Annotated in this window: 21 protein-coding genes; 10 read left to right on the top strand and 11 right to left on the bottom strand. The window is 40.1% G+C overall.

The window, feature by feature from the left end; all coding sequences use genetic code 11:
* Positions 1–60: 60 nt before the first annotated feature.
* From AOG26_RS17050 to pgi, 4 genes are all read right to left on the bottom strand, one after another.
* Complete coding sequence (locus tag AOG26_RS17050; RefSeq protein WP_054563663.1) at positions 61–2,601, bottom strand: TonB-dependent receptor; 2,541 nt, start codon at positions 2,599–2,601, stop codon at positions 61–63.
* A 711-nt stretch (positions 2,602–3,312) separates the two neighbouring features.
* The gene (pgl, locus tag AOG26_RS17045) at positions 3,313–4,023 is read right to left on the bottom strand and encodes a 6-phosphogluconolactonase (RefSeq protein ID WP_054563611.1); all 711 of its coding nucleotides are present in this window, start codon (positions 4,021–4,023) and stop codon (positions 3,313–3,315) included.
* 5 nt (positions 4,024–4,028) lie between these two features.
* Positions 4,029–5,501: a glucose-6-phosphate dehydrogenase gene (zwf, locus tag AOG26_RS17040; RefSeq protein WP_054563610.1), complete on the bottom strand. Its 1,473-nt coding sequence runs from the start codon at positions 5,499–5,501 to the stop codon at positions 4,029–4,031.
* Between the two features lie 267 nt (positions 5,502–5,768).
* A complete protein-coding gene (gene pgi, locus AOG26_RS17035; protein ID WP_054563609.1) occupies positions 5,769–7,415 on the bottom strand; it encodes a glucose-6-phosphate isomerase in 1,647 nt (548 codons plus the stop codon).
* A gap of 348 nt (positions 7,416–7,763) precedes the next feature.
* Between pgi and AOG26_RS17030 the strand changes: the two genes are divergently transcribed.
* Entirely contained in the window at positions 7,764–8,795 is a 1,032-nt protein-coding gene (locus tag AOG26_RS17030; RefSeq protein ID WP_054563608.1) for a LacI family DNA-binding transcriptional regulator, read from the top strand.
* Between the two features lie 65 nt (positions 8,796–8,860).
* Here AOG26_RS17030 and AOG26_RS17025 read toward each other — a convergent pair whose 3' ends face one another.
* The 3 genes from AOG26_RS17025 to AOG26_RS17015 form a co-directional block, all read right to left on the bottom strand.
* On the bottom strand, positions 8,861–11,116 hold the full coding sequence (locus AOG26_RS17025; RefSeq protein WP_054563607.1) for an aminotransferase class V-fold PLP-dependent enzyme: 2,256 nt from the start codon (positions 11,114–11,116) through the stop codon (positions 8,861–8,863).
* Positions 11,117–11,234: 118 nt separating this feature from the next.
* Complete coding sequence (locus tag AOG26_RS17020; RefSeq protein WP_054563606.1) at positions 11,235–12,302, bottom strand: AI-2E family transporter; 1,068 nt, start codon at positions 12,300–12,302, stop codon at positions 11,235–11,237.
* Positions 12,295–12,513, bottom strand: coding sequence for a hypothetical protein (locus AOG26_RS17015; protein ID WP_054563605.1), 219 nt, complete (start codon positions 12,511–12,513; stop codon positions 12,295–12,297). The genes AOG26_RS17020 and AOG26_RS17015 overlap by 8 nt, the downstream gene beginning before the upstream one ends.
* Positions 12,514–12,668: 155 nt before the next feature.
* Here AOG26_RS17015 and AOG26_RS17010 point away from each other — a divergent pair, with 155 nt between their 5' ends.
* From AOG26_RS17010 to AOG26_RS16990, 5 genes are read left to right on the top strand one after another with little or no spacing between them, the layout of a single operon-like run.
* Positions 12,669–13,334, top strand: a complete 666-nt coding sequence (locus AOG26_RS17010; protein WP_054563604.1) for a hypothetical protein — start codon at positions 12,669–12,671, stop codon at positions 13,332–13,334.
* Between the two features lies 1 nt (position 13,335).
* Positions 13,336–14,796 carry a M48 family metalloprotease gene (locus AOG26_RS17005; protein WP_054563603.1) on the top strand — a complete coding sequence of 487 codons (1,461 nt, stop codon included), beginning with the start codon at positions 13,336–13,338 and terminating at the stop codon, positions 14,794–14,796.
* Between the two features lie 54 nt (positions 14,797–14,850).
* Entirely contained in the window at positions 14,851–15,198 is a 348-nt protein-coding gene (gene arsC, locus AOG26_RS17000) for an arsenate reductase (glutaredoxin) (protein WP_054563602.1), read from the top strand.
* Positions 15,198–15,752: an NAD(P)H:quinone oxidoreductase gene (wrbA, locus tag AOG26_RS16995; protein WP_054563601.1), complete on the top strand. Its 555-nt coding sequence runs from the start codon at positions 15,198–15,200 to the stop codon at positions 15,750–15,752. Before arsC ends, wrbA begins: the two co-directional genes overlap by 1 nt.
* Complete coding sequence (locus AOG26_RS16990) at positions 15,749–16,204, top strand: DUF2069 domain-containing protein (RefSeq protein WP_054563600.1); 456 nt, start codon at positions 15,749–15,751, stop codon at positions 16,202–16,204. The genes wrbA and AOG26_RS16990 overlap by 4 nt, the downstream gene beginning before the upstream one ends.
* A gap of 86 nt (positions 16,205–16,290) precedes the next feature.
* Here AOG26_RS16990 and AOG26_RS16985 read toward each other — a convergent pair whose 3' ends face one another.
* Positions 16,291–17,628 carry an ankyrin repeat domain-containing protein gene (locus AOG26_RS16985; RefSeq protein WP_054563599.1) on the bottom strand — a complete coding sequence of 446 codons (1,338 nt, stop codon included), beginning with the start codon at positions 17,626–17,628 and terminating at the stop codon, positions 16,291–16,293.
* A gap of 300 nt (positions 17,629–17,928) precedes the next feature.
* Positions 17,929–18,522, bottom strand: a complete 594-nt coding sequence (locus AOG26_RS16980; protein ID WP_054563598.1) for an MlaC/ttg2D family ABC transporter substrate-binding protein — start codon at positions 18,520–18,522, stop codon at positions 17,929–17,931.
* A gap of 235 nt (positions 18,523–18,757) precedes the next feature.
* On the opposite strand from AOG26_RS16980, the gene AOG26_RS16975 reads away from it, so the two are divergent.
* Complete coding sequence (locus tag AOG26_RS16975) at positions 18,758–19,294, top strand: acyloxyacyl hydrolase (protein WP_054563597.1); 537 nt, start codon at positions 18,758–18,760, stop codon at positions 19,292–19,294.
* Positions 19,295–19,333: 39 nt separating this feature from the next.
* Entirely contained in the window at positions 19,334–19,480 is a 147-nt protein-coding gene (locus AOG26_RS20605) for a DUF2897 family protein (RefSeq protein ID WP_082401729.1), read from the top strand.
* A 33-nt stretch (positions 19,481–19,513) separates the two neighbouring features.
* Here the strand turns inward: AOG26_RS20605 and AOG26_RS16970 are convergent, their stop codons facing one another.
* On the bottom strand, positions 19,514–20,881 hold the full coding sequence (locus AOG26_RS16970; protein WP_054563596.1) for a YjiH family protein: 1,368 nt from the start codon (positions 20,879–20,881) through the stop codon (positions 19,514–19,516).
* A 71-nt stretch (positions 20,882–20,952) separates the two neighbouring features.
* Positions 20,953–22,014 carry an outer membrane protein assembly factor BamC gene (gene bamC / locus AOG26_RS16965; protein WP_054563595.1) on the bottom strand — a complete coding sequence of 354 codons (1,062 nt, stop codon included), beginning with the start codon at positions 22,012–22,014 and terminating at the stop codon, positions 20,953–20,955.
* 368 nt (positions 22,015–22,382) lie between these two features.
* On the opposite strand from bamC, the gene AOG26_RS16960 reads away from it, so the two are divergent.
* Both AOG26_RS16960 and bcp read left to right on the top strand, forming a co-directional pair.
* Positions 22,383–22,916 carry a glycine cleavage system protein R gene (locus AOG26_RS16960; RefSeq protein ID WP_054553746.1) on the top strand — a complete coding sequence of 178 codons (534 nt, stop codon included), beginning with the start codon at positions 22,383–22,385 and terminating at the stop codon, positions 22,914–22,916.
* Between the two features lie 10 nt (positions 22,917–22,926).
* On the top strand, positions 22,927–23,406 hold the full coding sequence (gene bcp / locus AOG26_RS16955; RefSeq protein WP_054563594.1) for a thioredoxin-dependent thiol peroxidase: 480 nt from the start codon (positions 22,927–22,929) through the stop codon (positions 23,404–23,406).
* The last annotated feature ends 659 nt before the right edge of the window (positions 23,407–24,065 follow it).

Below are 24,065 nucleotides of genomic sequence, written 5' to 3'. Positions count from 1 at the left end.
TTTACTCACAAAAAAGCCCAGTGCGAGCTGGGCTTTCTTAATTTCGTTATCTAAATCAAATTAGAAACGTAGTGATACACCTAGCTTGTAGCGTGCTTCACCTTCAAAGCTCCATGCTGGGTAGCCGTTACGAAGCTCAGGAACTACTTCCGCATCAGAAGGAGCAACACCGATTTGTACGCTGTCTTCTTCAGTTAAGTTAACAGCTTCAAACGTTACGTCAATGTTATCAGTTACGCTGTAGTTAGCACTGAAATCAAGTGTACCGTATGATTGATGCTCACGGTTACCGTAGAAACCAGGTAGCTCACGGATCATGTACTCTGAACGCCAGTTATAAGCTAAACGTGCTGAGTAAGTATCTGTTTCATAGTAACCCACTAAGTTCACAGTATGCTTAGACGAATCTGAGAATAATGGGATCATATCTGGGTAGTTTTCAGCTTCTGATGGTGCATCTACGAATGTATAGTTTGCTGAGTAACCAAAGCCACTGTCAAAGCCATCTTGAATTTGTAGCTCGATACCTTCGATTTGGCCACCACTTGCATTAAGCTTAGTAGATAGCGTCCAGTTATCACCTTGAGTATCTGGGTCTACAACACCGATTTGTTGATTCAAGATTTGGCTTGAAGTAACAAATGATGTGATGTCTTTGAAGAAGTAAGTTGCACTTACCATACCGTCACCATCAAAGTACCACTCGATACCTAAATCAGCTTGAGTTGCTTTGAATGGGTTAAGGCCTACGTTACCTTTAGTTAGTACTTCGTTATTTGCTGTACCATCAGCGTAACCTGCAAAAGATGATGCAGAGAACATATCTGTGTAGTTAGGACGTGCAATAACTTGTGCAGCAGAGGTACGTAAAATTACATCTTCAGCTAAATCGAATGCGATATTGATGCTAGGTAATACGTCGTTGTAGCTCGCTTTATCTGTGCTTAGTGAACTTTCGTACTCACCATTTGCAAAACCGTAGTAATCTGATTCTGCATCTGTAGAGATATAACGTAAACCGAAGTTACCGCGGATAGATTCTGCAGAGAACTCTGCCATTGCGTAAACTGCGAAGTTTTCTTCTTCGATTGTACCGTAACCTGAGCGGTATACAGCTGAATCATTATCGAAGCTTGCAATTGCAGCACGTGCATCAGATACCATTTTGTCAAAATCTGGCTCAGGTAAAGTGAAACCTGCACCTGATGACATTGTACCTGAGTAGTAAGTCTCACCATCACCACTTGGTAATGTATCAACTAAAGTAGTTGAGTAAGTCTCTTGTTTTACTTCATGGTCAGCCCAACGGAAACCTGTTTTGATTGCTGTGATAGCACCAAAATCAACAGGGAATGAAAGGTCTAACTGTGCGTAAGTTTCTTCATCTGTGTTAGGTTGCTTTTTAAGTGCCCAACCAGCTGGAGATAATGGACCCGCAAAATCTGATGCTTCAAAGTATTTGTTATTGATATCAATTTTGATTACATCACCAGTAGCATCATAAGTACCAGCGTAATCAGATGGAACACCGATGAAGTTACCGTAGTTTGCTGTTAGGTCTGTACCACCTTCTGATTCAGTTGTACCGAAACGACCTTTTAATGTGAAGTAGTCAGCTTCGTATTTAAGGCTGAAATCAGCAGTATCAGATGACATGCTTGCGATACGTGCCCAAGTTTGAGTCCAACCTGGATTTACACCTTCACCAGTACGACGGTAGAAAGTACATGTACCTGATGCATTTGTTTGCTCACAAGCTGCTTCTTTGTCGTCAGGGAACATTACAAAGTTTGAGGTATTTGCATTGTTTGCATCTAACTCAAGGCTCATGATGTTTAAACCTAGCTCTAGGTTTTCTGTAGGACGATACTGGAAAGTTGCATTTAATGCTGTACGTTCACGCTCTTGTTGGAACGTAGTAGGAACAATATCACCCCAACCGATCAGTGATTCGATACCGTTACGTTGGTAGTTTGTTTCAGCCCAAGATACTGAACCTAGTAGACCGAATGTTTCTTCGTCATTTTTCCAGCTAAATAAACCAGAAACTTGAGGGTCTGTTTCTTCAGAGATTGTGCCGTAGTCGGCTTTTGCACTTAAGAAAGTTGTACCAGCGTCAAGATCAAGTGGCTTACGAGTGTTAACAATAACAGTACCACCAACACCACCTTCTACAACGTCAGCTTGAGAAGATTTATAAACTTGGATTTCACCAACTAATTCAGGTGGTAAAAGCGTGTAGTTGAAGCTACGGTCGATTGATTGTTGGTCATACCAACCTGTTGATGCAACAGTTTGACCGTTTAAAAGTGTGCGTGTTAATTGGCTTGAAGCACCACGAATAGACACTTGCTGACCTTGACCGAATTGACGGTTAACAGCAACACCTGAAATACGACCAAGTGCTTCACCTACATCACCATCAGGAAACTTACCGATGTCTTCTGCAGAAACAGCATCGACAACGCTGTCAGCAAAGCGCTTAGTATTCATTGAAGCTTCAAGTGAACGGCGAATACCGCGAACTTCAATTACTTCAACATCTTCTTGAACTTTAGTTTCATCTGCTGCGTATGCAGCGCCAGTGAACCCAGCACTCATTACGAGGCCGATATTAACTGCTAATAAGCTTTTCTTAAAATTTTTAGCTAACACAGGATTCCCCTTGAATCATTTTGTTGGTTTTTTATATCACTTCTGCCCAGTGATGATGACAACGCTGTCATCTAGTAACAAACCATACACTCTAAATTACATTTGTGCTACATCTTTTTGGTTAATTTGTGCAAAAAATTTACAACGAAATAATCAAGTTATTGATATAACTAATATTTAATATTGAGTTTTTAAGAATTGTTACAAATAAACGGCGCAAATATAGCATGAGTGATATTGCAGATGAAAAGAGCAAAAGGATGAGTTTTTGAAATTTGCTAAAATTTACATGTGTTTTTGTAAGCTTTAGTTTCCATTGGGCGTTTATTAACCATAACTAAAAGTTATATAAAACCTGTTATCTAACAATAAATTAGCTTAAAAAACTAACCTATTCCTAAAAGCACGCTGTCATGTACAAATTATTTTTAACTTTTTCTGGGCAGAATGAGTTAAAGGGGATGTTGAGAATAATAACCAATAACAATGACAGCGTTGTCATTTTTAATTATATAGAGCCATTTTGTACTTGTCTAACACTTTATCGGGCTATTTAAAAAAAGCGTATTTATGCAAAATCGTTTGTTAAAGATGAGAATTTAAAAACAAAAAAGCGAGCATAATAGCTCGCTTTTGACATTGAGTTTGATCAGGCGATTAAGGCGCCCAATAAACTTCAATATTGATATGTGGGTGATTCAATACTGCACGTAAAGGCATGTCAGCAACTGCACCGCCCTCTTTCGCTTGCTTGTAAACAGCCAGTTTTTCTTCACCGCTAATTAAAAGCTTCACAACTTTAGAATCTGCAATCGCAGATAAAGTTAACGTCATACGCTCAGTGATTTTACCTGTTACATCGCTTTCAATAGCGTTAATTGCACATACTAAATCATCTGTCGCAAGACCGTGTTCAAGACCTTCGGCATGAGGGAAAAGAGAAGCCGTATGACCATCTGGACCCATGCCTAAAATTGTCACATCAAAAGGACGCTTTAATGCTTTGTATGCAGCTTCACATTCAGCTACACCATTTTGTGCCGTTAATGCATCATTTTTCATTGTTACGAAATTAGCTGCTGCACCATGGTTTTGTAATAGCGTGCTTTTGATAAATGCTTCATTACTTTTTTCATGATCAGCATCAACCCAACGCTCATCAACCATAGCAACATCAATGTTTGCCCAATCAAGTTCAAGGTTCGATAAGTGCTTATAAGCAGGTGCTGGCGATGAGCCACCCGATACCATTAGTACCGCACGACCATCTTCTTTAATACCAGCAACAAGGCTTTGTTCAAGGCTTGAAGAAAGCTCAGCTGTTAATTCGTCTTTGTTTGCAAAGAATTTTTCAACAATTGTTGCCATCTTAATTACGCCTTATCGCCTGTGTTAAACCAAACGTGGTTGTTTTCTTCTAAAAGCTCATCTGCATCTTCAGGGCCCCATGTACCAGCTCGGTATAACGATGGTGCACCTTTTTCTTGCCAACGCTCAATGATTGGGTCAATCCATTTCCATGCTTGACGCACTTCATCACGGTGAATAAACAGTGATGGGTTATTTGCTGCGGCATCTAACATTAAGCGCTTGTAAGCATCTGAATGGAAACCATTACTGTACGCTTGCGATAACTCAATGTTCATGGTTACTGGTTCTAATTGCATCTCAAGGTTATCAAGGCGCTTAGACATCAGTGTTAATTGAATTGTTTCTTCTGGTTGCAGACGAATAACAAGACGATTTGGCTCAATGTTACCTACGTTGTCGGTATAAACGTTGTGAGATACTTTTTTGTATTCAACAACGATTTCAGCACAACGCTTTTTCATACGTTTACCAGTACGAAGATAGAAAGGAACACCTGCCCAACGCCAGTTATCGATGTGCGCACGAATAGCAACAAAAGTTTCTGTTTTGCTCGCACCTTCGTTTAATTCTTCTAAGTAACCTGGGACGATTTTACCGTCTAAGTTACCTGGTACATACTGACCACGTACAATGTTTGCATCAACATCTTCAGCCACTAACGGACGTAACGACTCAAGTACTTTTAATTTTTCAGTACGGATGCTGTTCGCGTTTAATTTGTTTGGTGATTCCATTGCCACTAAGCAAAGTAATTGTAACAAGTGGTTTTGTACCATATCGCGTAATGCACCCGCTTTATCGTAGAAACCAGCGCGGCTTTCTAGGCCCACAGTTTCAGATAAGCTGATTTGGATGTTATCGATTGATTTAGCATCCCAAAGGTTTTCAAACAGTGAGTTTGAAAAACGCAGTGCCATTAAGTTTTGTACTGTTTCTTTACCTAAGTAATGGTCAATACGGAATACTTGCTCTTCTTTGAAGTATTCAGCAATTTTTGCATTGATTGCTTCAGCAGATTCACCACAGTAACCAATCGGTTTTTCAACAACAACGCGTGACGTTTCTGTGATCAGACCTTTCTTAGATAAGATTTCACAACAGCTACCGTACACTGCAGGTGGTAATGAAAGGTAAAAAACACGAGACTTATCAGCATCGTGTTCATCAAGGATATCTTTTAGTTTATCCCAGTCATCATCGGCTTCGGTTACATTCGTTACAACCGGCACAAGATAAGCTGAAAATGCTTTCCAATCTTTTGCGTTGTACTCACCTTTACCTAAAAAGTCTTGTAACGCTTTATGTGCTGTTTCGATGTATTCTTTGCGTTTGCTTTCTTCACGTACCGTAGGAAGGATACGAGAACCTTGAGGAAGGTTGCCCTCTTGATAAGCGCGATACATTGCAGGAAGTAACTTACGTAACGCAAGATCACCGCCGCCCCCAAAAATTACGATATCAAATGGATTTAACATATATCACTCTCTACATTGGCAATGCCATGTTAATCGACTCATGCAGTATGGCAGTGCGTGTTGTTATCTGGTTGATTGGCTGTGTTAGATGATCCCTTTAACAAAGCCTGTTGAATTTGTTGTAAGTAGTTTACTCATTATTCTTATGTTGGCTGAAGTAAATGAGTCTTAGGGGCTCTGTAAATCCTCTCACAAAAATACAGGCCCTAAGAACTCCAGCGCTACCCGTTCAAAGGTATTCGGTTTGCAGCTGTTGCTGCGAATCTATTACTGCTTACGATGTGTTTTATAGTAAGCGATCAGTCCGTTGGTTGAGCTGTCGTGTGGATGACTTACTTCGTCATCAAATAATTCAGCTTCAATTTTAGAGGCAAGTCCCTTACCTAGCTCTACACCCCATTGGTCAAATGAACAGATTTCTAAGATAATGCCTTGGCAGAAGATCTTGTGCTCATAAAGCGCAATTAAACGTCCTACCGTTTTCGCATCAACTTTATCTAACAACATTGACGTTGTTGGGCGATTGCCTTGGTGAATCTTATGATTCAATAATTCTGCAATTTCTGCTTCAGATTTACCTTTTGCGGTTAAATCTGCAGTTACTTGCTCTGCATCAACACCAGCCATCATCGCTTCGGTTTGTGCAAAGAAGTTTGATAATAAAATATCATGGTGCTTACCAACATTGACTTGCGGCTCAATTGAGGCAATAAAGTCAGCAGGTACAATTACATTACCTTGGTGCAGACATTGGTAAAAAGCATGTTGGCCATTAATACCTGTCATCCCCCAAATAATTGGAACCGTCGTGTAAGGAACCGTTTCACCAGCAAAAGTAACGTGTTTACCGTTACTTTCCATCTCACCTTGCTGTAAATACGCAGGTAACATGTGTAGTGCTTGGTCATACGGTAAAATAGCTTGTGCCGTATAACCTAAAAAGCTAGTGTTCCAAACACTTAAAAGCGCCATTAACAATGGTACGTTATTTTCAAATTCAGCATTTTTAAAATGCTCATCAATTTCAAACGCACCTTCTAGGATCTCTTCGAACGTGTCGAAGCCTAGGTACAGGGCGATTGGTAATCCTATCGCACTCCATAAAGAAAAGCGACCGCCTACCCAATCCCACATTGTGAATACGTTTTCATCAGCAATACCAAATGCCGCTGTTTTTTCTAAATTGGTGCTTACAGCTACAAAGTGCTTAGCAATATGTTCTTGCGCTTGTGCTGTTTGTAAAAACCACTCAACAGCCGATTTAGCGTTAGTCATGGTTTCTGAGGTTGTAAATGTTTTAGATGAGATAACAAATAATGTTGTCTCAACATCTAACCCCTGTAAAACAGATGCAATTTGAACACCATCAACATTTGATACATAGTGAACATTTAATGTGTCGTCAGCATAAGCAGCAAGTGCTTCGGTTGCCATTTGCGGACCAAGGTTTGAACCACCTACACCAATAGCAACAACATCTTTTACAGCTTTACCTGTGTAGCCTAACCACTCGCCACTGCGTACTTTGCCAACAAAGGCTTTCATTTTAGCAAGCTCAGCGTTAACAGCGTCTGTTACGTTTTCACCATCAACCATTACAGCTGTGTTAGCGCGGTTACGTAAAGCAGTATGAAGTACAGCACGGTCTTCAGTAATGTTAATTTTCTCACCACTGAACATCTTGTCGCGCCATGCGCTGATATCGCACTCTTTCGCTAAAGCAATTAATTGTTCAAAAACAGTTTTATCAATTTGTTGTTTTGAGTAATCGAATAATACACCTGGGATCTGAGCAGAGAATTGCTCGAAACGCGTGCTATCTTTGGCAAATAAATCTTTAAGATGAATTTGTTTCATCTTCTTGGCACTTTCAGATAGTGCTTGCCAACTAGCTAATTGCGAACGGCTGCTCATATATATAATCCCCTCAAAACTTGCAACAAACTGATTTTTAACTATCTTTTTATTAATGTTGAATAAAGACAGCAATTAAAAATACGATGAAAATTAACACTAAGTTAAAATGACAACGCTGTCAATGTTCTACTTTTACATTTTATAGTCGAGATAATAGCGCAATTTTTCTCTTTTGACACCGGTATCATAAAAATTATCTCAATTATTTTACTGCTAATTTGGTAGAACATTAGATACACTAACCAACTTATATTAAATATTAATGTACCTATTAAGAAAAAGCGCTCTGGTGAACACTTTTCGATATTATTATAATACAAATATAACTAACTATAAAGTAACAGTATGAAAGTAACCATAAATGATGTAGCCAAGCTCGCTGGTGTTTCAATGAAAACCGTATCGCGAGTAATTAATAAAGAGCCATCGGTCAGAAAAAAAACGTACGACATAGTGATGGACGCTGTTAACACGTTGAATTATCAACCAAACCTTGCAGCTCGTAACCTAGCAGGCACATCGTCTTTTACTGTTGGTTTAGTTTATGACAACCCGAATGCTTATTATGTCATCGATATGCAAAATGGTGTGTTGTCGCGCTGTAAAGAAGAAGGCTATGAGCTGGTGATTCATCCATGTAACTACCTTGATGGCAACATGGAAGAAGACTTTAAAACCATGATCAAGCGCTCTCGCTTAGCAGGCCTTGTATTAACGCCACCGCTGTCAGAGCAAAATAGCATTATCGATATGCTTGATGAAATGGGCATCCATTATGTACGCGTACTCTCGGGTCGCCCTACAGAAGAAGACCAAGACACTTGTATCTATGTGAACGACTACGCCGCTGCGTACGAAATTACTTCTCACCTACTCTCCCTTGGCCACAAAAACATTGGTTTTTTATGTGGTGACAAAGAGCATAAATCAACAACTGAACGCTTAGAGGGTTACCAGGCTGCATTAAAAGATCACAGCATCTCGATGAATGATGAGCTGATCTACGAAGGCCAGTATTCTTTCGAATCAGGTGTAGAAGGTGCAAAAGCATTATTAGGTGAGAATAACCCGAAAAACATAACTGCCCTTCTTGGCGGTAACGATGAAATGGCAGCTGGCGCGTTATTCGCCTCACGCTTAATGGGAATTGAAATTCCACAGCAGTTATCAATCACCGGCTTCGAGGACTCACCGTTCTCTCGTCAGACTTGGCCTAAACTCACTACAGCCCATCAGGCGAATGATGTGATTTCGCAACATGCAGCGCGTTTACTGTTTAGAAAAACCCGTGGTGCACGTAATCAAGATAAAGACATCATCACGACCTTTACCCCTTCATTAGTGGTACGGGAAAGCTCAGGCCCTACAACGGCCTAGTTTATACAAGTTACGAAAAAGCCGCTCTATAGCGGCTTTTTTAATGACTGAATTGATATTACTTATTAAAGCAATGCTAAACCGCCATTTAAGTTATAAACGTTTTCAAACCCTAACTGCGACAAATTATTTGCCGCTTGTTTAGAACGATTACCACTTCGGCAAACCAAAATGTAGCTATGGTCTTTATCAAGCTGCCCTTGCACGATAGCGTTTGCCATACGGCTCAGTGGAATGTTGATCACTTTGCTATCAGCAACTGTGAATATCTCAGCCAAATTATTCGCACCATGTTCATACGGTTCGCGAGTATCAATTAAGTAAGTGGCTTTATCGTTTAGCATTACTTTAGCATCACTTGCAGCAAGCTGTTTCATTGGTGCACTTTCAAGTGTTTCAACATAGCCACATAGAGAATGACTTACAGTATGCTTTTGCTCATCAGCTTGTTGCTTTAATTCAACAAACTCATCATCTGATACTTGTTCACTTAATAGTTTTGCTAATAACGGTGTCGTTGCCTTTTGTGCATGCCAATCCATAGCAAAACATTGCTGATAATCATGCCCTGAACAAATTACCGTAGAATCTTGCACTGCCATAGCAAGCTGTTTTAATGACTGAGCCATTTTCGCAGCATCGCCACCGCTAATTGCTGTGTTACCTAAGCCACCTGGTAGGATTAAATCACCACAGAAGCAATAGCTGATATCACCGCTTTGTGTATCTGACAATAAATAGCTAACACTATCGTCACTATGACCCGGTGTCGCTACTTTAGTTAAGCGTGCATCGCTTAATTCGATGGTTGCTGAATCTTTAGGCCAGCCAAGTTCATCTATTTCATTAGCAACAAAACGTTTTGCGAGCTCTTTTGATAATAAACAACGAGCCGATAAACGCTCTTGGTGATTATGGGTATCTAAAATCGCTTTTACTGATAGACCTTGTGTCGCGACAATTTTCGCCATACGCGGAATAAGCTCGATAATAGGATCAATCACCACTGCGTTTTTATCGCTGTCTACATATAGCCAACAGCACGCGGCTTGATGACGTAGCTGTGTTAAGCCAATCGCACAAACTTCGTGTTGAGGCGATGTACTATCAGATACAACTAAGCAGTTTGCTTCTAGAATCGGCTTTAAAGAACGGATTTTATCGCAAGCAAAGTCAATCTCTTGTTGGTTAACAGCTGGGCCAAACGACATACGTATCGCGTTTTCACTTTGCCAATCACTGGCTCCCATCGCATCTAAAACAAAACTACGATTTGCGCCTGAGCTACATGCAGAACCGCCACTAACACGGATACCCGCCGCATCAAATAAATCCATCACCTCTTTACTGGTTAATTCGTTCACAGCAAAGTTTAATGTTGTTGGCACTGAATGCTCAAAACTGTGATTGAACGTGATGCTGCCAAAGGTGTCTGTTAATGCAGCTAATAATTGCTCGCGAAAAGCATGTAGCTGCTCAATTGGCTTGAATGTTTGGTTTTGTTTATCAAGTAATAACGAGAACAACTTATTTAAACCGGCAATGCCCGGTAAATTTTCTGTACCAGATCGCATCCCGCTTTCTTGGCCGCCACCAGCAATAAATGGTGTATACGCACTGCCTTTACGAATATAAAGTACGCCAATACCTTTAGGGGCATACAATTTATGGCCAGAGAATGGAGCGTAATCAATGGTTGTTTGGCTTAGCGCTAAGTTGGTTTTACCTAATGCTTGTACGCAGTCAACCATCCAAGCCACATGGCTGTTTTCACTACGAATGACTTGCTCAATAGCGCTTAAATCTTGGAATACACCGGTTTCGTTGTTTACTGCCATAGTACAGATCATCAGTGCATTCGCAGCATGTTTACGAATAAACTCGAGGTCTAAAATACCGTTTTTATCTACTGGAATAGCTAATACCTGTGCGTTTATATCAAGCACGCTGTTCCAATGTTTTAGGGTATTTGGCACCGCTTTATGCTCAGTTGCCCCATAAAGTAATACAGGGTTTTCGATTTGGTGATTTTTTGCAGCAATAAGCGTAGAAACAACCGCCGTTTGAATACCTTCTGTTGCACCAGAGGTAAATAAAATATCACCATCGGTTGCGCCAATGACTTCACGCGCTTTGTTACGCGTTTGTTCTAATAAGTGTTTTGCTTGAATACCCGTAATATGAGAGCTTGATGGATTACCAAAACAGACTTGCATCGTGTGCGAAACCACATCGGCAATTTCAGGAAGTACAGGAGTCGTTGCATTCGCATCTAAATAAATTTGCTGATTAGCATCGTCAGGAAGGTAAAAATTTGCCATGTAAAACGCACCATATTACTAAAAGATATATCTTATAACCTATTTTACATTTTTCACGGCTAAATTATAATAATCAATTAGTCAGTAAAGTGCGTTTTCTATACTTTTTAAGACTAAGCTAACTCTCTATTAGCTCAACCTGCTTAGAAGACCAGGCATTTATAAGCGCTTTTACTAATGAAGCCAGCGGTATTGCGAAGAACACCCCCCAAAAGCCCCATAAACCGCCAAAAAACAATACCGCAACGATGATAAACACTGGGTTTAAATCGACCGCTTCAGAGAACAGTAACGGCACTAACACATTGCCATCAAGTGCTTGGATCACGCCATAGATGATTAAAATAGTCCAAAATTGTGTTTCTAAACCAAACTGGAATAACGCCACCGCAGCAACTGGAATAGTCACCAATGCCGCCCCTACAAATGGAATAAGCACAGATAAGCCAACTAACACGCCGAGTAAAGCCGCATAGCGAAGATCAAGCACAGCAAAAGCAATAAAAGATGCTGTACCAACAATTAAAATCTCAAATACCTTACCGCGAATATAATTCATGATTTGCTGATTCATTTCTTGCCATACTTGAATGATCAAGCGGCGCTGCTTAGGCAATAAGCGTTCGGCACTTTGTGTGAGTTCTAATTTATCTTTAAGCATAAAGAACACCAGGAGCGGCACTAAGATCAGATAAATCAGCCAAGCTGCCACATCTTTTATCGAAGTTAATGACACCGATAGCACCAACTGACCAAACTCAATCGCTTTGGTCTCTACACTGGTAACAATTGATTTAACCTGATCTTCAGTAATCAAACTTGGGTAATCTTCAGGAAGATGTAAAAGCAGCGCTTTACCTTTTTCAATCATGTAAGGGGTTTCTTGAACTAGATTGCTGGTTTGCTGCCAAAGCACGGGCCCCATGCCGACAATAATCATGATCATCAAGCCACTGAATATCAACATAACAAGAATCGTTGCGGTAAACCTCTTTAAACCCAGCTTTTCTAAGTGAGCAACAGGCCAATCAAGTAAATAGGCAATCACCAAGGCAACCAAAACAGGCACGATTAACGAACCAAAAAAGTAGAAAAATGCAAAGGTTGCAATAAGCAGTAACAACAAGGTTACTGAATGGGGATCTGAAAATTTATTTTCGTACCAGGCTTTTACATACTCAAACACGAATGGGCTCCACAGTTAGTACACCTAATTCTAGGTCAATTTTAAAATGGTAATGATGTTTTTCTAAAAATCGCTGCATATCGTCCGTTGCCTCAGCAGCATTAAATGTAAAAGTCACGGGTTGTTTAATTGATGTTGCCTTATTCAACCCTAATTTAAACTGAATAAATTGTTGAGGGCACTTATAGCCTCTTAAATCAACCGTTAACATAGCGAATCAACTGCGTTATTAATATGAATAATAAGTATAAGGTGTAGGCCGTTTGCGAAAATAAGTCTTTATAACGAGAAACAACTCATTTTTTTCTTAAAACACGCAAAACAATAGTTTATCCTTAATCTATAACTGGTAGTAAAGGAAACTCCATGCCTGGCTCGCATAATAAAGCGCAATTACCTGCGAATCCAACTCTTAAAGAGATAAACTGGTATAAAAAACAAATAAACTGGGGCGAGCTGCCGCCTTTTTATCATATGGTGGCATCATCGGTTAGCGAATCTGAAGGGATTTTAGACCACGGTTTTGATAATGCCATTAAACAATTAATTGATCCACGCAACTGGAACCTTGATTTATTAGGTGGTCATGAAACCGACATGGGCGAAATTGTTTGTAAGCAAAAACCGCGCATTGCTTTGCATCAAAGCTTTACGGACCGAGGTTTCGAATTATGGGCCTACCCTTATGCTAAAGATGTTATGGTAGACCAATACATCAAAGACAATCGCTTTATGGAGTTTAAGGTGTGGGACCCGCACACCATGAAAAACCTTATTCGCTTTAACCAGCTTCATAAATTCATCGCTTTTTACTTTGAAAGAGGCGATAAAGCTGACAAAGCTTTAATTCTTCATGCCCATAAAGTAGCGCATAAAATCATAACTTTTTTACAACGAGAGTTGAACGTTGTTAAGCTAGATGGAGTCACAATAAAAGATTTCTATCAATTGTGCGAAAAAGACAGCCGAGCATGCAGCGACGAAATAGACTTAGCAAAAGTCATGTTAGGTGAGCAAATCAACAAGGAATAAGATGCGACTAAAATCAGCCTTTATTACACTGTGCAGTGCATTACTGACGTTTTCAATACTGCATAGTGAGCCGTTGAAGGCACAAACAAACTTTAAGCTGCCCGATTTAGGGACCTCAGCTTTACAGGCTTTGCCGATTGAAAAAGAGCAAGCGATCGGTGAAGTGATGATGATGCAAATTCGTGGCTCATCACCCGTTGTAAGTGATCCTGTTCTTGATGAGTACCTGACCACTTTGGGCCGTCGTTTAGTCGCAAACGCCAACGATGTGCGTTTCCCATTTTCATTTTTCTGGTTAAACAACGCTGAAATTAATGCTTTTGCCTTTTATGGTGGCCATGTGGGTGTGCATACGGGTCTTATCGCACAAGCCGATAACGAAAGCCAATTTGCCTCTGTACTTGGGCACGAGATAGCTCACGTAACACAGCGCCATTTAGCCCGCCGTATTCAACAGCAGCAAGATAACAGCGCGTTAACTATAGCAGGTATGATTGCGGGTATTTTAGCTACCGTTGTTGCACCTGACGCTGGTATTGCAATTATCTCAGCAAACCAGACACAAGCGGCGTTTAGTCAATTAACTCATAGTCGTGCTGCAGAACAAGAGGCAGACCGTATTGGTATGCAGACCTTAAATAATGCAGGGTTTGATCCTCGCCAATCGAGTGAGTTTTTAACTAAACTTGCTGCACAAATTCGCTACAAGTATAAGCCGCCAGCCTTTTTGCTAACTCACCCATTGCCTGAAAGCCGTGTTTCTGATGTACGCTTACGTGCCGAGCAGTATCCAAAACGACACTACTCCGATAGCCTAGAGTTTAACCTAGCTAAGAGCCGTGTAATTGCTCGATATCAGCAAAAGTCAAAAGCTGCAGAAGATTTATTTCGTAAATTAATGCGTGAAAATACCGTTCATAACGACACTGCACTTAAATATGGCTTGGGTATTAGCTTGTTGGACCAAAAAAAACTTGATGAAGCAGCCAGCATTTTGAATCCATTGCTTGAGCAAGATCCAAAGAACTTATTTTATATTGATACCCACACAGACTTACTCATTGCGCAAGGTAAAGCGAATGAAGCAGTAGAGTTTTTAGCTAAGCTAGATATCGATAGACCTAACAATCAGGTGATTGCCTTAAACTATGCAAATGCCGCTATTGAAGCTAAACAATTTGACCTTGCTGAACGTATCTTAAAATCTTATTTATTAGCAAAACCTGAGAACAATCTTGCCAAAGAGCTCATTGCTGATGTCTATAAAAAGCAAGAAAATATGGCTTCCTACCATGAAGCGCATGCCGATGTGCTTGCCCAATATGGCGCTTATTTAAAAGCAGCTGATGAAATTCAAAAAGCACTAAACTTTGTTGAGCCTGAAGAGCTAGTTAAACAACAACGTTTAAAAGCCCTACTTACACAATACCGCCAATTACAAAAAGAGCTTGCGAGACTTTAAGTCTCGCGGCGCTTGCCCTAAAATAAGCCAAATTATTAAATGTGAGAACACACTATGTCTGTGACTATTTATCATAATCCACGTTGTTCAAAATCGCGTGAAACACTTGCCCTATTAGAAAGTAATAACGTACAACCAAGTGTTGTTGAATACCTAAAAACACCGCTTAACGAACAACAAATCTCGACTTTAATTAGCCAACTGGGCTTTACTTCAGCGCGTGAATTAATGCGTACTAAAGAAGACATCTACAAAGAGCTTGAGCTTAAAAACGAACAAAACGAAGACAAATTAATTGCTGCAATGGCTGCCAATCCAAAACTAATCGAGCGCCCAATTGTTGAAAATAACGGCAAAGCTGCTCTAGGTCGTCCACCAGAAAACGTATTAAGCGTACTTTAATGGCTATAAACATTGTTGTGCTATACCACTCAAGCCATGGCTCTGTAGAAGCAATGGCACATGAGATAGCCGAGTCGATTGAGCAACACGGTGCAACTGCCTTATTGCGCACGTTTGTTAAGCGCCAGCCACACGATATTGTGATCAGCAAAGATGATCTAATTAATTGTGATGGCTTAGCCTTTGGCACCCCTACTCGATTTGGCATGATGGCCTCACAAGCTAAGAGCTTTTGGGAGACCACCAGTGATCTGTGGCTTAAAGGTCAGCTGATAGATAAACCTGCTTGCGTTTTTTCGTCATCAAGCAGTATGCACGGTGGTAACGAAGCTACCTTGTTGAATCTATCACTGCCGTTGTTACATCACGGCATGATGTTGCTTGGCGTGCCTTATGAGGTACCTGAGTTATTAGCAACTGAAACCGGCGGTACGCCGTACGGCGCGAGTCATGTGGCCGGTAGCAATAACAGCAATGTGTTAAGTAAAGACGAAATTAAAATTTGCCAAAGCGTTGGAAAACGCTTAGCACTGATTGCGAGTAAATTAAAATGAGCTTGGAACCTGAGCTAAATCAGCCTGTTGCCAAAAAACCAATTACAAAACGATTCCAACGTTTTGCACTGATTGGTTATATCGGCTTATTAGTTTTAATGCCAATTTGGCTGTTTTTAATTGCCCCAAGAGAAGGCCACAGTAACGCCTTTATCTTTGTTGTTTATATACTGCCTCTACTGTTACCGCTTAAGGGCATTATTCAAGATAAGCCTTATACCTACGCTTGGGCGAACTTTATCGTGATGTTCTATTTCATCCATGGTTTTACATTACTGTGGGTCGCACAAGAACAGCTAATTTGGGTATTACTTGAGTTAATCTTTGCGAGTCTGATGTTTATTGGCTGCACTTATTATGCTCGCCATCGCGGACAAGAGCTTGGCCTTAAGATACGCAAATTAAAAGAAGAGCTGGCCGAAGAAAAAGCCGCTCATGAACACGATAAATAATACCGATTCGTTTATCAAAAAATGAAACAAAAACGGCAATCTAGGTTGCCGTTTTTTTCATGTCACTTTATATAGTTTTTATGCGTTCACACCAACTCTGCTAAGGTGGCTAGTGCGACAATACTTGCCAGACCCACTTGGCCAATTAAGCTAAATAATGAGAACAGCCTTAAAATAAACAGCCCCCATGGATGGCGAATATGCGGGTAAAGCGCACAGCGTTTCAAGCTTGTGGCAAAGAAAAAGCATAAGATCGAAACCAACGTAAAGCTCAGCGTTAACTCACTTTTAATAGCAATGCTATCGTCAAAAAAGAAGAACAGCTGCACAGGTAGTAACACAGTTACAATCGCATGTAGTAAGTGCACTTTTTTAACGCGATCAAACTGCCCTTCTGGCGAAAGTTCCTTAATGCCAAAGTCATGCTCAAGGCACTTTACTAAGTTATCCGCTTTAATGCTAACTGCTAGTCGGTAGCAACTTAGACCGTCGTTGTTACGGACTCTAAAGTCATAGCCCGCTTTTAAAAGCAACACCAGTAAAGGTCCATTCTCGGCTAATACAGCGTAATGTAATGCTGTATTCCCTTTGTTGTCTTGGGCCTTCTTATCTTGATGTTCAAGTATTGTCTCAACAACATTCACATAGCCTTTTTCAGTAGCCCACATAAACGCTGTTTTACCGTTTTCGTCAGCTAAAGCACCTGTTGCGCCTTGCTCAATGAAACGCTTTGCCATGGTTTGTTTAGCATTTTCGTGGCTTAAGTGGGCAAGTAAAGCTTGTTCAAGTAACGATGCTGAATCAACATCAGGTGATACAAGTTTTAGTAAGGTGAAGTAATCTTCACCGTGAGCAACTTTTTCAGCCGCAAGCGCTGTTAATGGCTCAAGATCAGCCACAGAATCTGGAATAAAACCACTAAAACGCTCTCTAAAGTCAACTTCGGTCCACAGCTCTAATACATCGTCCGCAGACATTTTCGCACCGTGATTAAGTACATGCTCAATCACAGTAAAATAGCGACGATTGAATAACTGATGGATGAGAGTTATAGGGGTTTTAACGGCCGATTGAGCAAATGCGCTAGCGTACTTCTCTAAGCGCTGGCATAACATTAAAACAAGACTTTCAGGGGTATAATCGTTTTCTAAGAAATGCGTTTTCATAGCATTAATATAATGCAACGCAGCTTCATCAAACTCAGAAATATGTTGGAAATAACACTCTTCAAACGGTTCAAGAGGAGTCAACCAAGTAAGGTAGTAAATAGGCGGAAGAACCGTCGTACACACACCGTCATCTTCATTAGTAGAACGACATGCCGGCCAAGCTTCTAAAGCATCTAAAATATAGGCCCCGTTTTGCTCAGCTAATCCTTTGATTAGTAACGGGTATTCCTTTGGCCAAATCAGTACATTTTCCATTAAAAAAACACAACTCCGCTGCACATTATTCGATGTCTTATTAAGCAACTAGTTATAGCAAAATTTAACTGACAGTTTGCTTAATATTGCGACCAATAACACAGTATCTGAACAGATACTTTGGTAAACAAGAAAAGTAGCATGATTCTACCACAGAGGGTTACAGGTGCTAGCGCAAAGTAGGTGATTTTTAAAGAAAATAGAAAAGCAGCGGCACATGGACGGTACTCACTGCTTGGTTGGAGACTGAAAGTAGCTAAAATGCTCGATGAGGTGAAGGTAATCGAGCTTTAAGATAACTTACTTACTTGCTAATTCGTGTGTCACTTCATCAATGCCAACTTGGCTGATGCGCTGTAAAACTTCTTTTTGCTTCGCGCTTAACAGTGAAATGCCTTCAGCAACAATATCGTATACTTTCCACTGCTTATCTTTGCCTTGGCGTAATTTAAAGTGCAAATCGATGGCTGGAGCATTGTCATCAACAATTTGCGTTTTAACTGTTGCATAACCATCGTCGATGAGTTGTGATTGATCAAAAATAACTTTTTGGCCTGTGTATTTCATTAGTGCGCCGGCATAAGTTACTGTTAAGTAATGCTCAACCGCAGCAATAAAATCAACGGCTTGGTCACGGCGTAGGCCTTTAATGTGCTTACCTAAAAGCTTATACGATACAAACTTAATATCCATGTGCGGCAATAAGCGTTTTTCTACAATGTTCGCCATTGCTTCTGAGCTTGCATCGCCTTTTGCATTTACATTTGCGATATCAACAAATAAATCTGCTGTGACTGATTCTAATAGTTGCTTAGGCGAGCGGTCTTCACTGGCAAAAGCAGTTGCAGTAAAAAGCGCAGCTATAAGCAAAAATGAGTTAACTAGTTTGGTCATCGTGTTCACCTCTCAACGAAAATTTTCGCTAATATACCGATATTAAATCCATAAAAAAAGAAACAATCCGACACCGTTTTAATGCCATTTAAGCACCAATCGATTTTTCCCATAGTTTTCAGTTAATTGCTAAAAAATATGAGAATGTGCACAGCTTCTGTGTTTTTACGCACATTGAAAAGTTCTTACCTCCGCCCTTATCTACTTGCTCACAGTCATAATCAGAAGTACCGAGATGAAACTAAAACACCCACTAAAAGCACTTATGTTAAGTGTAGCCGCCCTACTAGCAACACCAACTTATGCTGCTTCAAACCATGGCTATGCCGTTGATTACATTCAAGGTGAAGGGGATGTAAAAGGCTTAAAACTGGCCTACCAGTACCATATACCCAATGAAAAGCTGCCCTTTCAACACGCCCGTTTGTACTTCGAGTCTAGTTTTAATATTTGGCAGTATGGCAAAGACAACAAACATCAAACTAATATCGTGTTAGCTATGTCTCCGGTGATCCAATACCCTGTATTTAATGTGAAAAACATGCCTGTTTATGTGGAGTTTGGGATCGGGGTTTCACTGTTAGATGACACCCATTTTGCAGGTAAAAACGTTAGTACTCACTATCAGTTTGAGGATAGGTTGGGTTTGGTTGCAGACCTAGGTGAAGACTCAACCTTAGCTCTTAGGTATTTACATTACTCAAATGCGGGGTTCAAAAGCCCTAACCCTGGCCTTGATTTTATTTCACTGTCTTATGCAAGACGATTTTAAGTGCTACTATATCGCTGTGTATATCGGCAGGATTTCAAGATGGAAACTTGGCAAATTATAGCCATTGTTGTTGCCGTATTTGGTGTAGTAATTGGTAACCTTATGTTGCTAAAACATGCAGCAAAAATGGACTTCAAAGTGCCTAAAAGCGATGTTAATGAAGATAAAAAAAGCCCTGATGAATAATCAGGGCTTTTCTTTTATAGACTTCAGCTTAGTTTACACTAACCAATGTGCCATTAAGACAATCACCGGTAATGTTACTAAGGTTCTTAAAATAAAGATGAAGAACAACTCGATAATATTAACCGGGATTTTGCTACCTAAAAGCAGTGCACCTACTTCCGACATATAAATCAATTGCGTCACACTCATTGCAGCAACGATAAAGCGTGTTACATCACTTTCGATACTACCAGCGGCAAGAATCGACGGAATAAACATATCAGCAAAGCCAACCATAATTGTTTGTGCGGCAGCTTCAGCTTCTGGTACTTGTAATAGCTCTAAGAATGGTACAAACGGCTTGCCCATATACTCAAAAATTGGCGTATATTCAGCAATAATCAAGGCAAATGTGCCTACAGCCATAACCACAGGTAATACTGCAAATACCATATCAAATGCGTTATGTAAGCCTTCTTTTACTGTACCAGCAAAGCCCGGTGCAGTGCGTGCTTTAGCAAGCGCCACATCAAGTGAATGAGAAACTAATGTTTTACCTTCAGGCACTGACTCTGCGTCTTTATCAGGCTCTGTTCCATCTACATAGAGATCTTTTTTAAAGCGTAGCGGTGGTAAACGAGGCACAATTAGCGCTGCGGCTAAACCAGCTAAACACACTGTTAAGTAAAACGGTGCAAAAAGGTGCTCAAGCTTTACTTGACCAATCACAACTAAACAAAAGGTAATTGATACAGCTGAGAAAGTGGTACCAATAATGGCCGCTTCGCGCTGCGTATAATGTTTATCTTCATACTGACGAGCGGTCATCAAAATACCCACACTGCCATCACCTAACCAAGATGCTACACAGTTAACCGCACTTCGGCCTGGCACACCAAAAAGTGGGCGCATAACTTTAGTTAATAAGGTACCGACTAGCTCTAACAAGCCGAAGTTTAATAATAATGGTAATAGTAAGCCCGCTAAAACAAACACAGAAAACAATACTGGCAACAAGTCGTTTAACACCAGTGCACCGGTATTACCGGAAATAATCATTTCTGGCCCTTGTTTAGTGTAGGTCAGAACGATAAAAACCATACCCAGTAATCGAACACTCAGCCACAGCCAACTAACATCAAATAAATGTTTAATTATAAAGAACTTAAGTAATGGCTGCGGTTTAAACAACTTTATCACTAAAGATAAAATACCGGTGATACAAACAATGCTGGTAATTAACCCCAGTGCAAATGGGCCAATCCACTCTTGCACTGCTTTTGCCATAACAGCAATCGGAATGGTCATTGCTTCACCTATGGGTACCGGCGTCATAAACAAGAAGACACCTATAAGTGAAGGAACGAAAAAGGTAAACAAGGTTCGCAAGTCACTGCGATTTGCTGTGTTTAAGTTAGACATATTTTCAACCTGTAAAAACCACAAAAAGAGCGGCTAAGCTCTTTTTGTGGTGGTTTTGACTTTTTTAATTATTAAATATTGATACCGCGCTGACGCAGTGCATTTTCTAATGCTTGCTGGAGGTCATTCATTGTACCAGGCTCTAATGTCGAACCTTCAGAGTCCATCCAAGTTAAACTTGTGCCGCCATCATTGGTGCGGCTAACAAGAATTTGGTATTGGCCATCTTCAATCGGAAGTTCAGATAATTCTTCGCCCCAAATTGAATCCCATACGCTTGACTCAGGCTTTTTGTAATCAGCCGTGATCAAACCACGCTCTTGGTCAATCTCTACGATAGTGAAAGATAAGCGCTCTAAGAAACCTGAGAAACGATCAAACACCATGTTGTAATCTTGCTCTGTAACCAATGCCGCATTACCTTTGTTATCAAAGCCCATTTCTAATGAAATAATGCCTTGTTTTTTACGCATATCAACTTCAAGTTGACGGTAACGATAATCAAACTCAGCAATCACTTGGTTTAATGCACGAACTTCAAGCTGTTGTTGTAGTAATGGTGTTAACGGTACTGAGTCACTTTTATAATCAGCAAGCTTAGAAGTTAACGAAGCTGTACGCTGATGCGACTTTTCTTCAATTGTGAAGATAAAGCGCTGCTGTGATACTTCAGTTTCAGTTTCCCAGAACCAACCTTCTTCAGGTTTAATAATGGCATACCAACCTGTTTCAATTGAATTTGAGGCTTTGTCTTCTTTTAAAGCGGCGGTATTTTTTTCTGCTAGAACAGCTTTAATAGAGTCCCAGATAAATACATCTAAATCTTCGATACCATCGTTTTTATCAAAGTAGACACGTGCTTCTGTGTCACCTTCTTCAACCCAAGTACCTTGAGCAATGGTAATTACTTGCGCTGGCGGACGATAGTTTTTAGCTTCAGGATTGTTGTCGTATTGCGCAACATCCATTTTATAAGTTGGATCTTGAGCTGGTTGCGCTAATCCTGCTGGAGCTTTCACCGCTTCGTTAGCACGATAATTGCGTTTGTGGTGCGCTTCATCGGTAAAAACACCGCACCCTGTTAAACTTACCATTACGCTTACAGCAAGCGCCTTTGAGATCCAATACTGCACAGATATTTCTCCTTAGCAAACCCTTAATTTTTTTAACAAATATATGAGTGGGTAATGCCGATTTGGTTCACTGTAAAATCACTTTTAACTTTACATTTATTGTTTTTATGCAAAAAACCCGAATAGATTGGGCTAGCGTAACGTATTTGATTGCTTATCGCCTTGCAAAATTTTAACTATGGTACTTTCTGATGCCCCTAAAAACAAGAAAGAGCGCACTTTATTCACGGCTTAATTAATCGCCGCTATCGTTAACGGAGCAAATTATGTTAAACTTCGCCGCCGTGCGGTATTAAACTCACGTGAAATCAAAGCTTATTTAAGCTTATATCCATTGGTATTGTTATTTACTAGGTATTTAAAATTCCATGACTGCTTTTACAAATCATCAGATAGTGCTCACTGCGATTGGCGAAGATAGACCCGGTATCGTTAGCGAATTAACTCAGTTAGTGAGTGATTGCCATTGCAATATAATTGACAGTCGCATTGCTATTTTGGGCAACGAATTTACCTTTATCATGCTATTAGCAGGTGATATGTCGGCAATTAGCCGTATTGAACATACATTGCCAACTAAAGGTATGGAGCTTGGCCTTTTAACCATGATGAAACGCACAGCAAGTCATGTTGCATGTGAATTTTGTGCCGGTTACACCCTCGAATACACAGGTATTGATACACCAGGAACATTAAGTAAAGTTACGCGCTTTTTTGCTGATAACAACATCAGCATTTGTTCTCTCAAGTCAGACACTTACGATGAAGATGACGAGCTTAAAATGCGCTGCGAACTCGAGTTTAATATTCCTGTTGAAGTCGATATTGATAACTTTAAAGTGAGCTTTGAAGATCTTTCTCGTAGTTTGAACGTAGATTATATTTTCAGACGCATTCGCTAAGGAGCAAAGCATGAAAACAATTAATCCATTACAAGCAGGTGATACAGCCCCTGCTTTTAGCTTACAAAATCAGAATGATGAAACTATCGTGCTAGCTGATCTTTTAAAAGAGCAGCAAGTACTGGTTTATTTCTACCCTAAAGCGTCAACACCAGGTTGTACTGTACAAGCAGAGAACTTACGTGATGAAAAAGCTGAGCTTGCTAAATTTAACACGCGTGTTGTGGGTATCAGCCCAGATCCAATCAAGCGTTTAAAGAATTTTGAAACCAAAAAAGAGCTTAACTTTGATTTACTAGCCGACGAAGATCACGCAATTGCTGATGCTTTTGGTATTTGGGGTTACAAGAAGTTTATGGGTAAAGAATACGAAGGAATTCATCGTATTAGCTTCCTTGTAGGCCAAGACGGTAAAATCAAACACGTGTTTGATAAGTTCAAAACCAAAGACCATCATCAGGTGGTGTTGGACTATTTAGCGCAGAATTGATAGTTACGAGTTACGAGTTACGAGTTACGAGTTACGAGTTACGAGTTACGAGTTACGAGTTACGAGTTACGAGAACATAGTAAAAAAGCGTTGCCATGGTGCAACGCTTTTTTGTTTTTAAGGCCACTGACTCAATTGACAAACTTATATAAATAGCAGATAAAATAGGAATAAATTTAGGTTTAAAACAAGTATATTGTTCATCTACAAGTTACCTAACTAGAACCCTTTATGCAGTGCTTTCAAGAGCCCAAAAGTATAGGGCTTACCGAAATAAGAGAGCGTTAACTATGCTATTAAAAGAAAAGTTAGTYATTTTATTGGGTGTTATTTGGTTCTCATTAGGAGTGATTTTTGTTATTGGTTTCGAGCCAATTGAAAAGTTGTTAATATGCCTAGGCATCTTTGTATACTTTTATAGATATATATATGCTTTTATTCTTGATAAAATAATATATGCCCCTTATACAGGTCAGAAAATCCCTTCTGTGCCTGAAAACAAAATATTGAGATTAGTATTATTTTTTCTTGGAATTTTTTCTTGCACTGGATCAACTTTCTTTGTTGGTTAAGATGGAGTTACGAGAACATACTAAAAAAGCGTTGCCATGGTGCAACGCTTTTTTGTTTTTAAGGCCACTGACTCAATTGACAAACTT

Origin of the sequence: Pseudoalteromonas sp. UCD-33C (genome assembly GCF_001306895.1) — a bacterium.
Taxonomy (GTDB): Bacteria; Pseudomonadota; Gammaproteobacteria; order Enterobacterales; family Alteromonadaceae; genus Pseudoalteromonas.
Note: the sequence above shows the minus strand (reverse complement) of the source record. Positions and strands in the feature narration are given on the sequence as shown.

Bases quoted from the DNA above. Each gene is read 5' to 3' on its own strand.
- AOG26_RS17050 (WP_054563663.1), bottom strand. From the start codon at position 2,601: ATGAGTGCTGGGTTCACTGGCGCTGCATACGCAGCAGATGAAACTAAA.
- AOG26_RS17005 (WP_054563603.1), top strand. From the start codon at position 13,336: ATGCGACTAAAATCAGCCTTTATTACACTGTGCAGTGCATTACTGACG.
- arsC (WP_054563602.1), top strand. From the start codon at position 14,851: ATGTCTGTGACTATTTATCATAATCCACGTTGTTCAAAATCGCGTGAA.
- AOG26_RS16985 (WP_054563599.1), bottom strand. From the start codon at position 17,628: ATGGAAAATGTACTGATTTGGCCAAAGGAATACCCGTTACTAATCAAA.
- AOG26_RS16960 (WP_054553746.1), top strand. From the start codon at position 22,383: ATGACTGCTTTTACAAATCATCAGATAGTGCTCACTGCGATTGGCGAA.
- AOG26_RS17025 (WP_054563607.1), bottom strand. From the start codon at position 11,116: ATGGCAAATTTTTACCTTCCTGACGATGCTAATCAGCAAATTTATTTA.
- AOG26_RS16990 (WP_054563600.1), top strand. From the start codon at position 15,749: ATGAGCTTGGAACCTGAGCTAAATCAGCCTGTTGCCAAAAAACCAATT.
- AOG26_RS17010 (WP_054563604.1), top strand. From the start codon at position 12,669: ATGCCTGGCTCGCATAATAAAGCGCAATTACCTGCGAATCCAACTCTT.
- wrbA (WP_054563601.1), top strand. From the start codon at position 15,198: ATGGCTATAAACATTGTTGTGCTATACCACTCAAGCCATGGCTCTGTA.
- AOG26_RS17015 (WP_054563605.1), bottom strand. From the start codon at position 12,513: ATGTTAACGGTTGATTTAAGAGGCTATAAGTGCCCTCAACAATTTATT.
- AOG26_RS20605 (WP_082401729.1), top strand. From the start codon at position 19,334: ATGGAAACTTGGCAAATTATAGCCATTGTTGTTGCCGTATTTGGTGTA.
- pgi (WP_054563609.1), bottom strand. From the start codon at position 7,415: ATGAGCAGCCGTTCGCAATTAGCTAGTTGGCAAGCACTATCTGAAAGT.
- AOG26_RS16970 (WP_054563596.1), bottom strand. From the start codon at position 20,881: ATGTCTAACTTAAACACAGCAAATCGCAGTGACTTGCGAACCTTGTTT.
- AOG26_RS17030 (WP_054563608.1), top strand. From the start codon at position 7,764: ATGAAAGTAACCATAAATGATGTAGCCAAGCTCGCTGGTGTTTCAATG.
- bcp (WP_054563594.1), top strand. From the start codon at position 22,927: ATGAAAACAATTAATCCATTACAAGCAGGTGATACAGCCCCTGCTTTT.
- pgl (WP_054563611.1), bottom strand. From the start codon at position 4,023: ATGGCAACAATTGTTGAAAAATTCTTTGCAAACAAAGACGAATTAACA.
- AOG26_RS16975 (WP_054563597.1), top strand. From the start codon at position 18,758: ATGAAACTAAAACACCCACTAAAAGCACTTATGTTAAGTGTAGCCGCC.
- AOG26_RS16980 (WP_054563598.1), bottom strand. From the start codon at position 18,522: ATGACCAAACTAGTTAACTCATTTTTGCTTATAGCTGCGCTTTTTACT.
- zwf (WP_054563610.1), bottom strand. From the start codon at position 5,501: ATGTTAAATCCATTTGATATCGTAATTTTTGGGGGCGGCGGTGATCTT.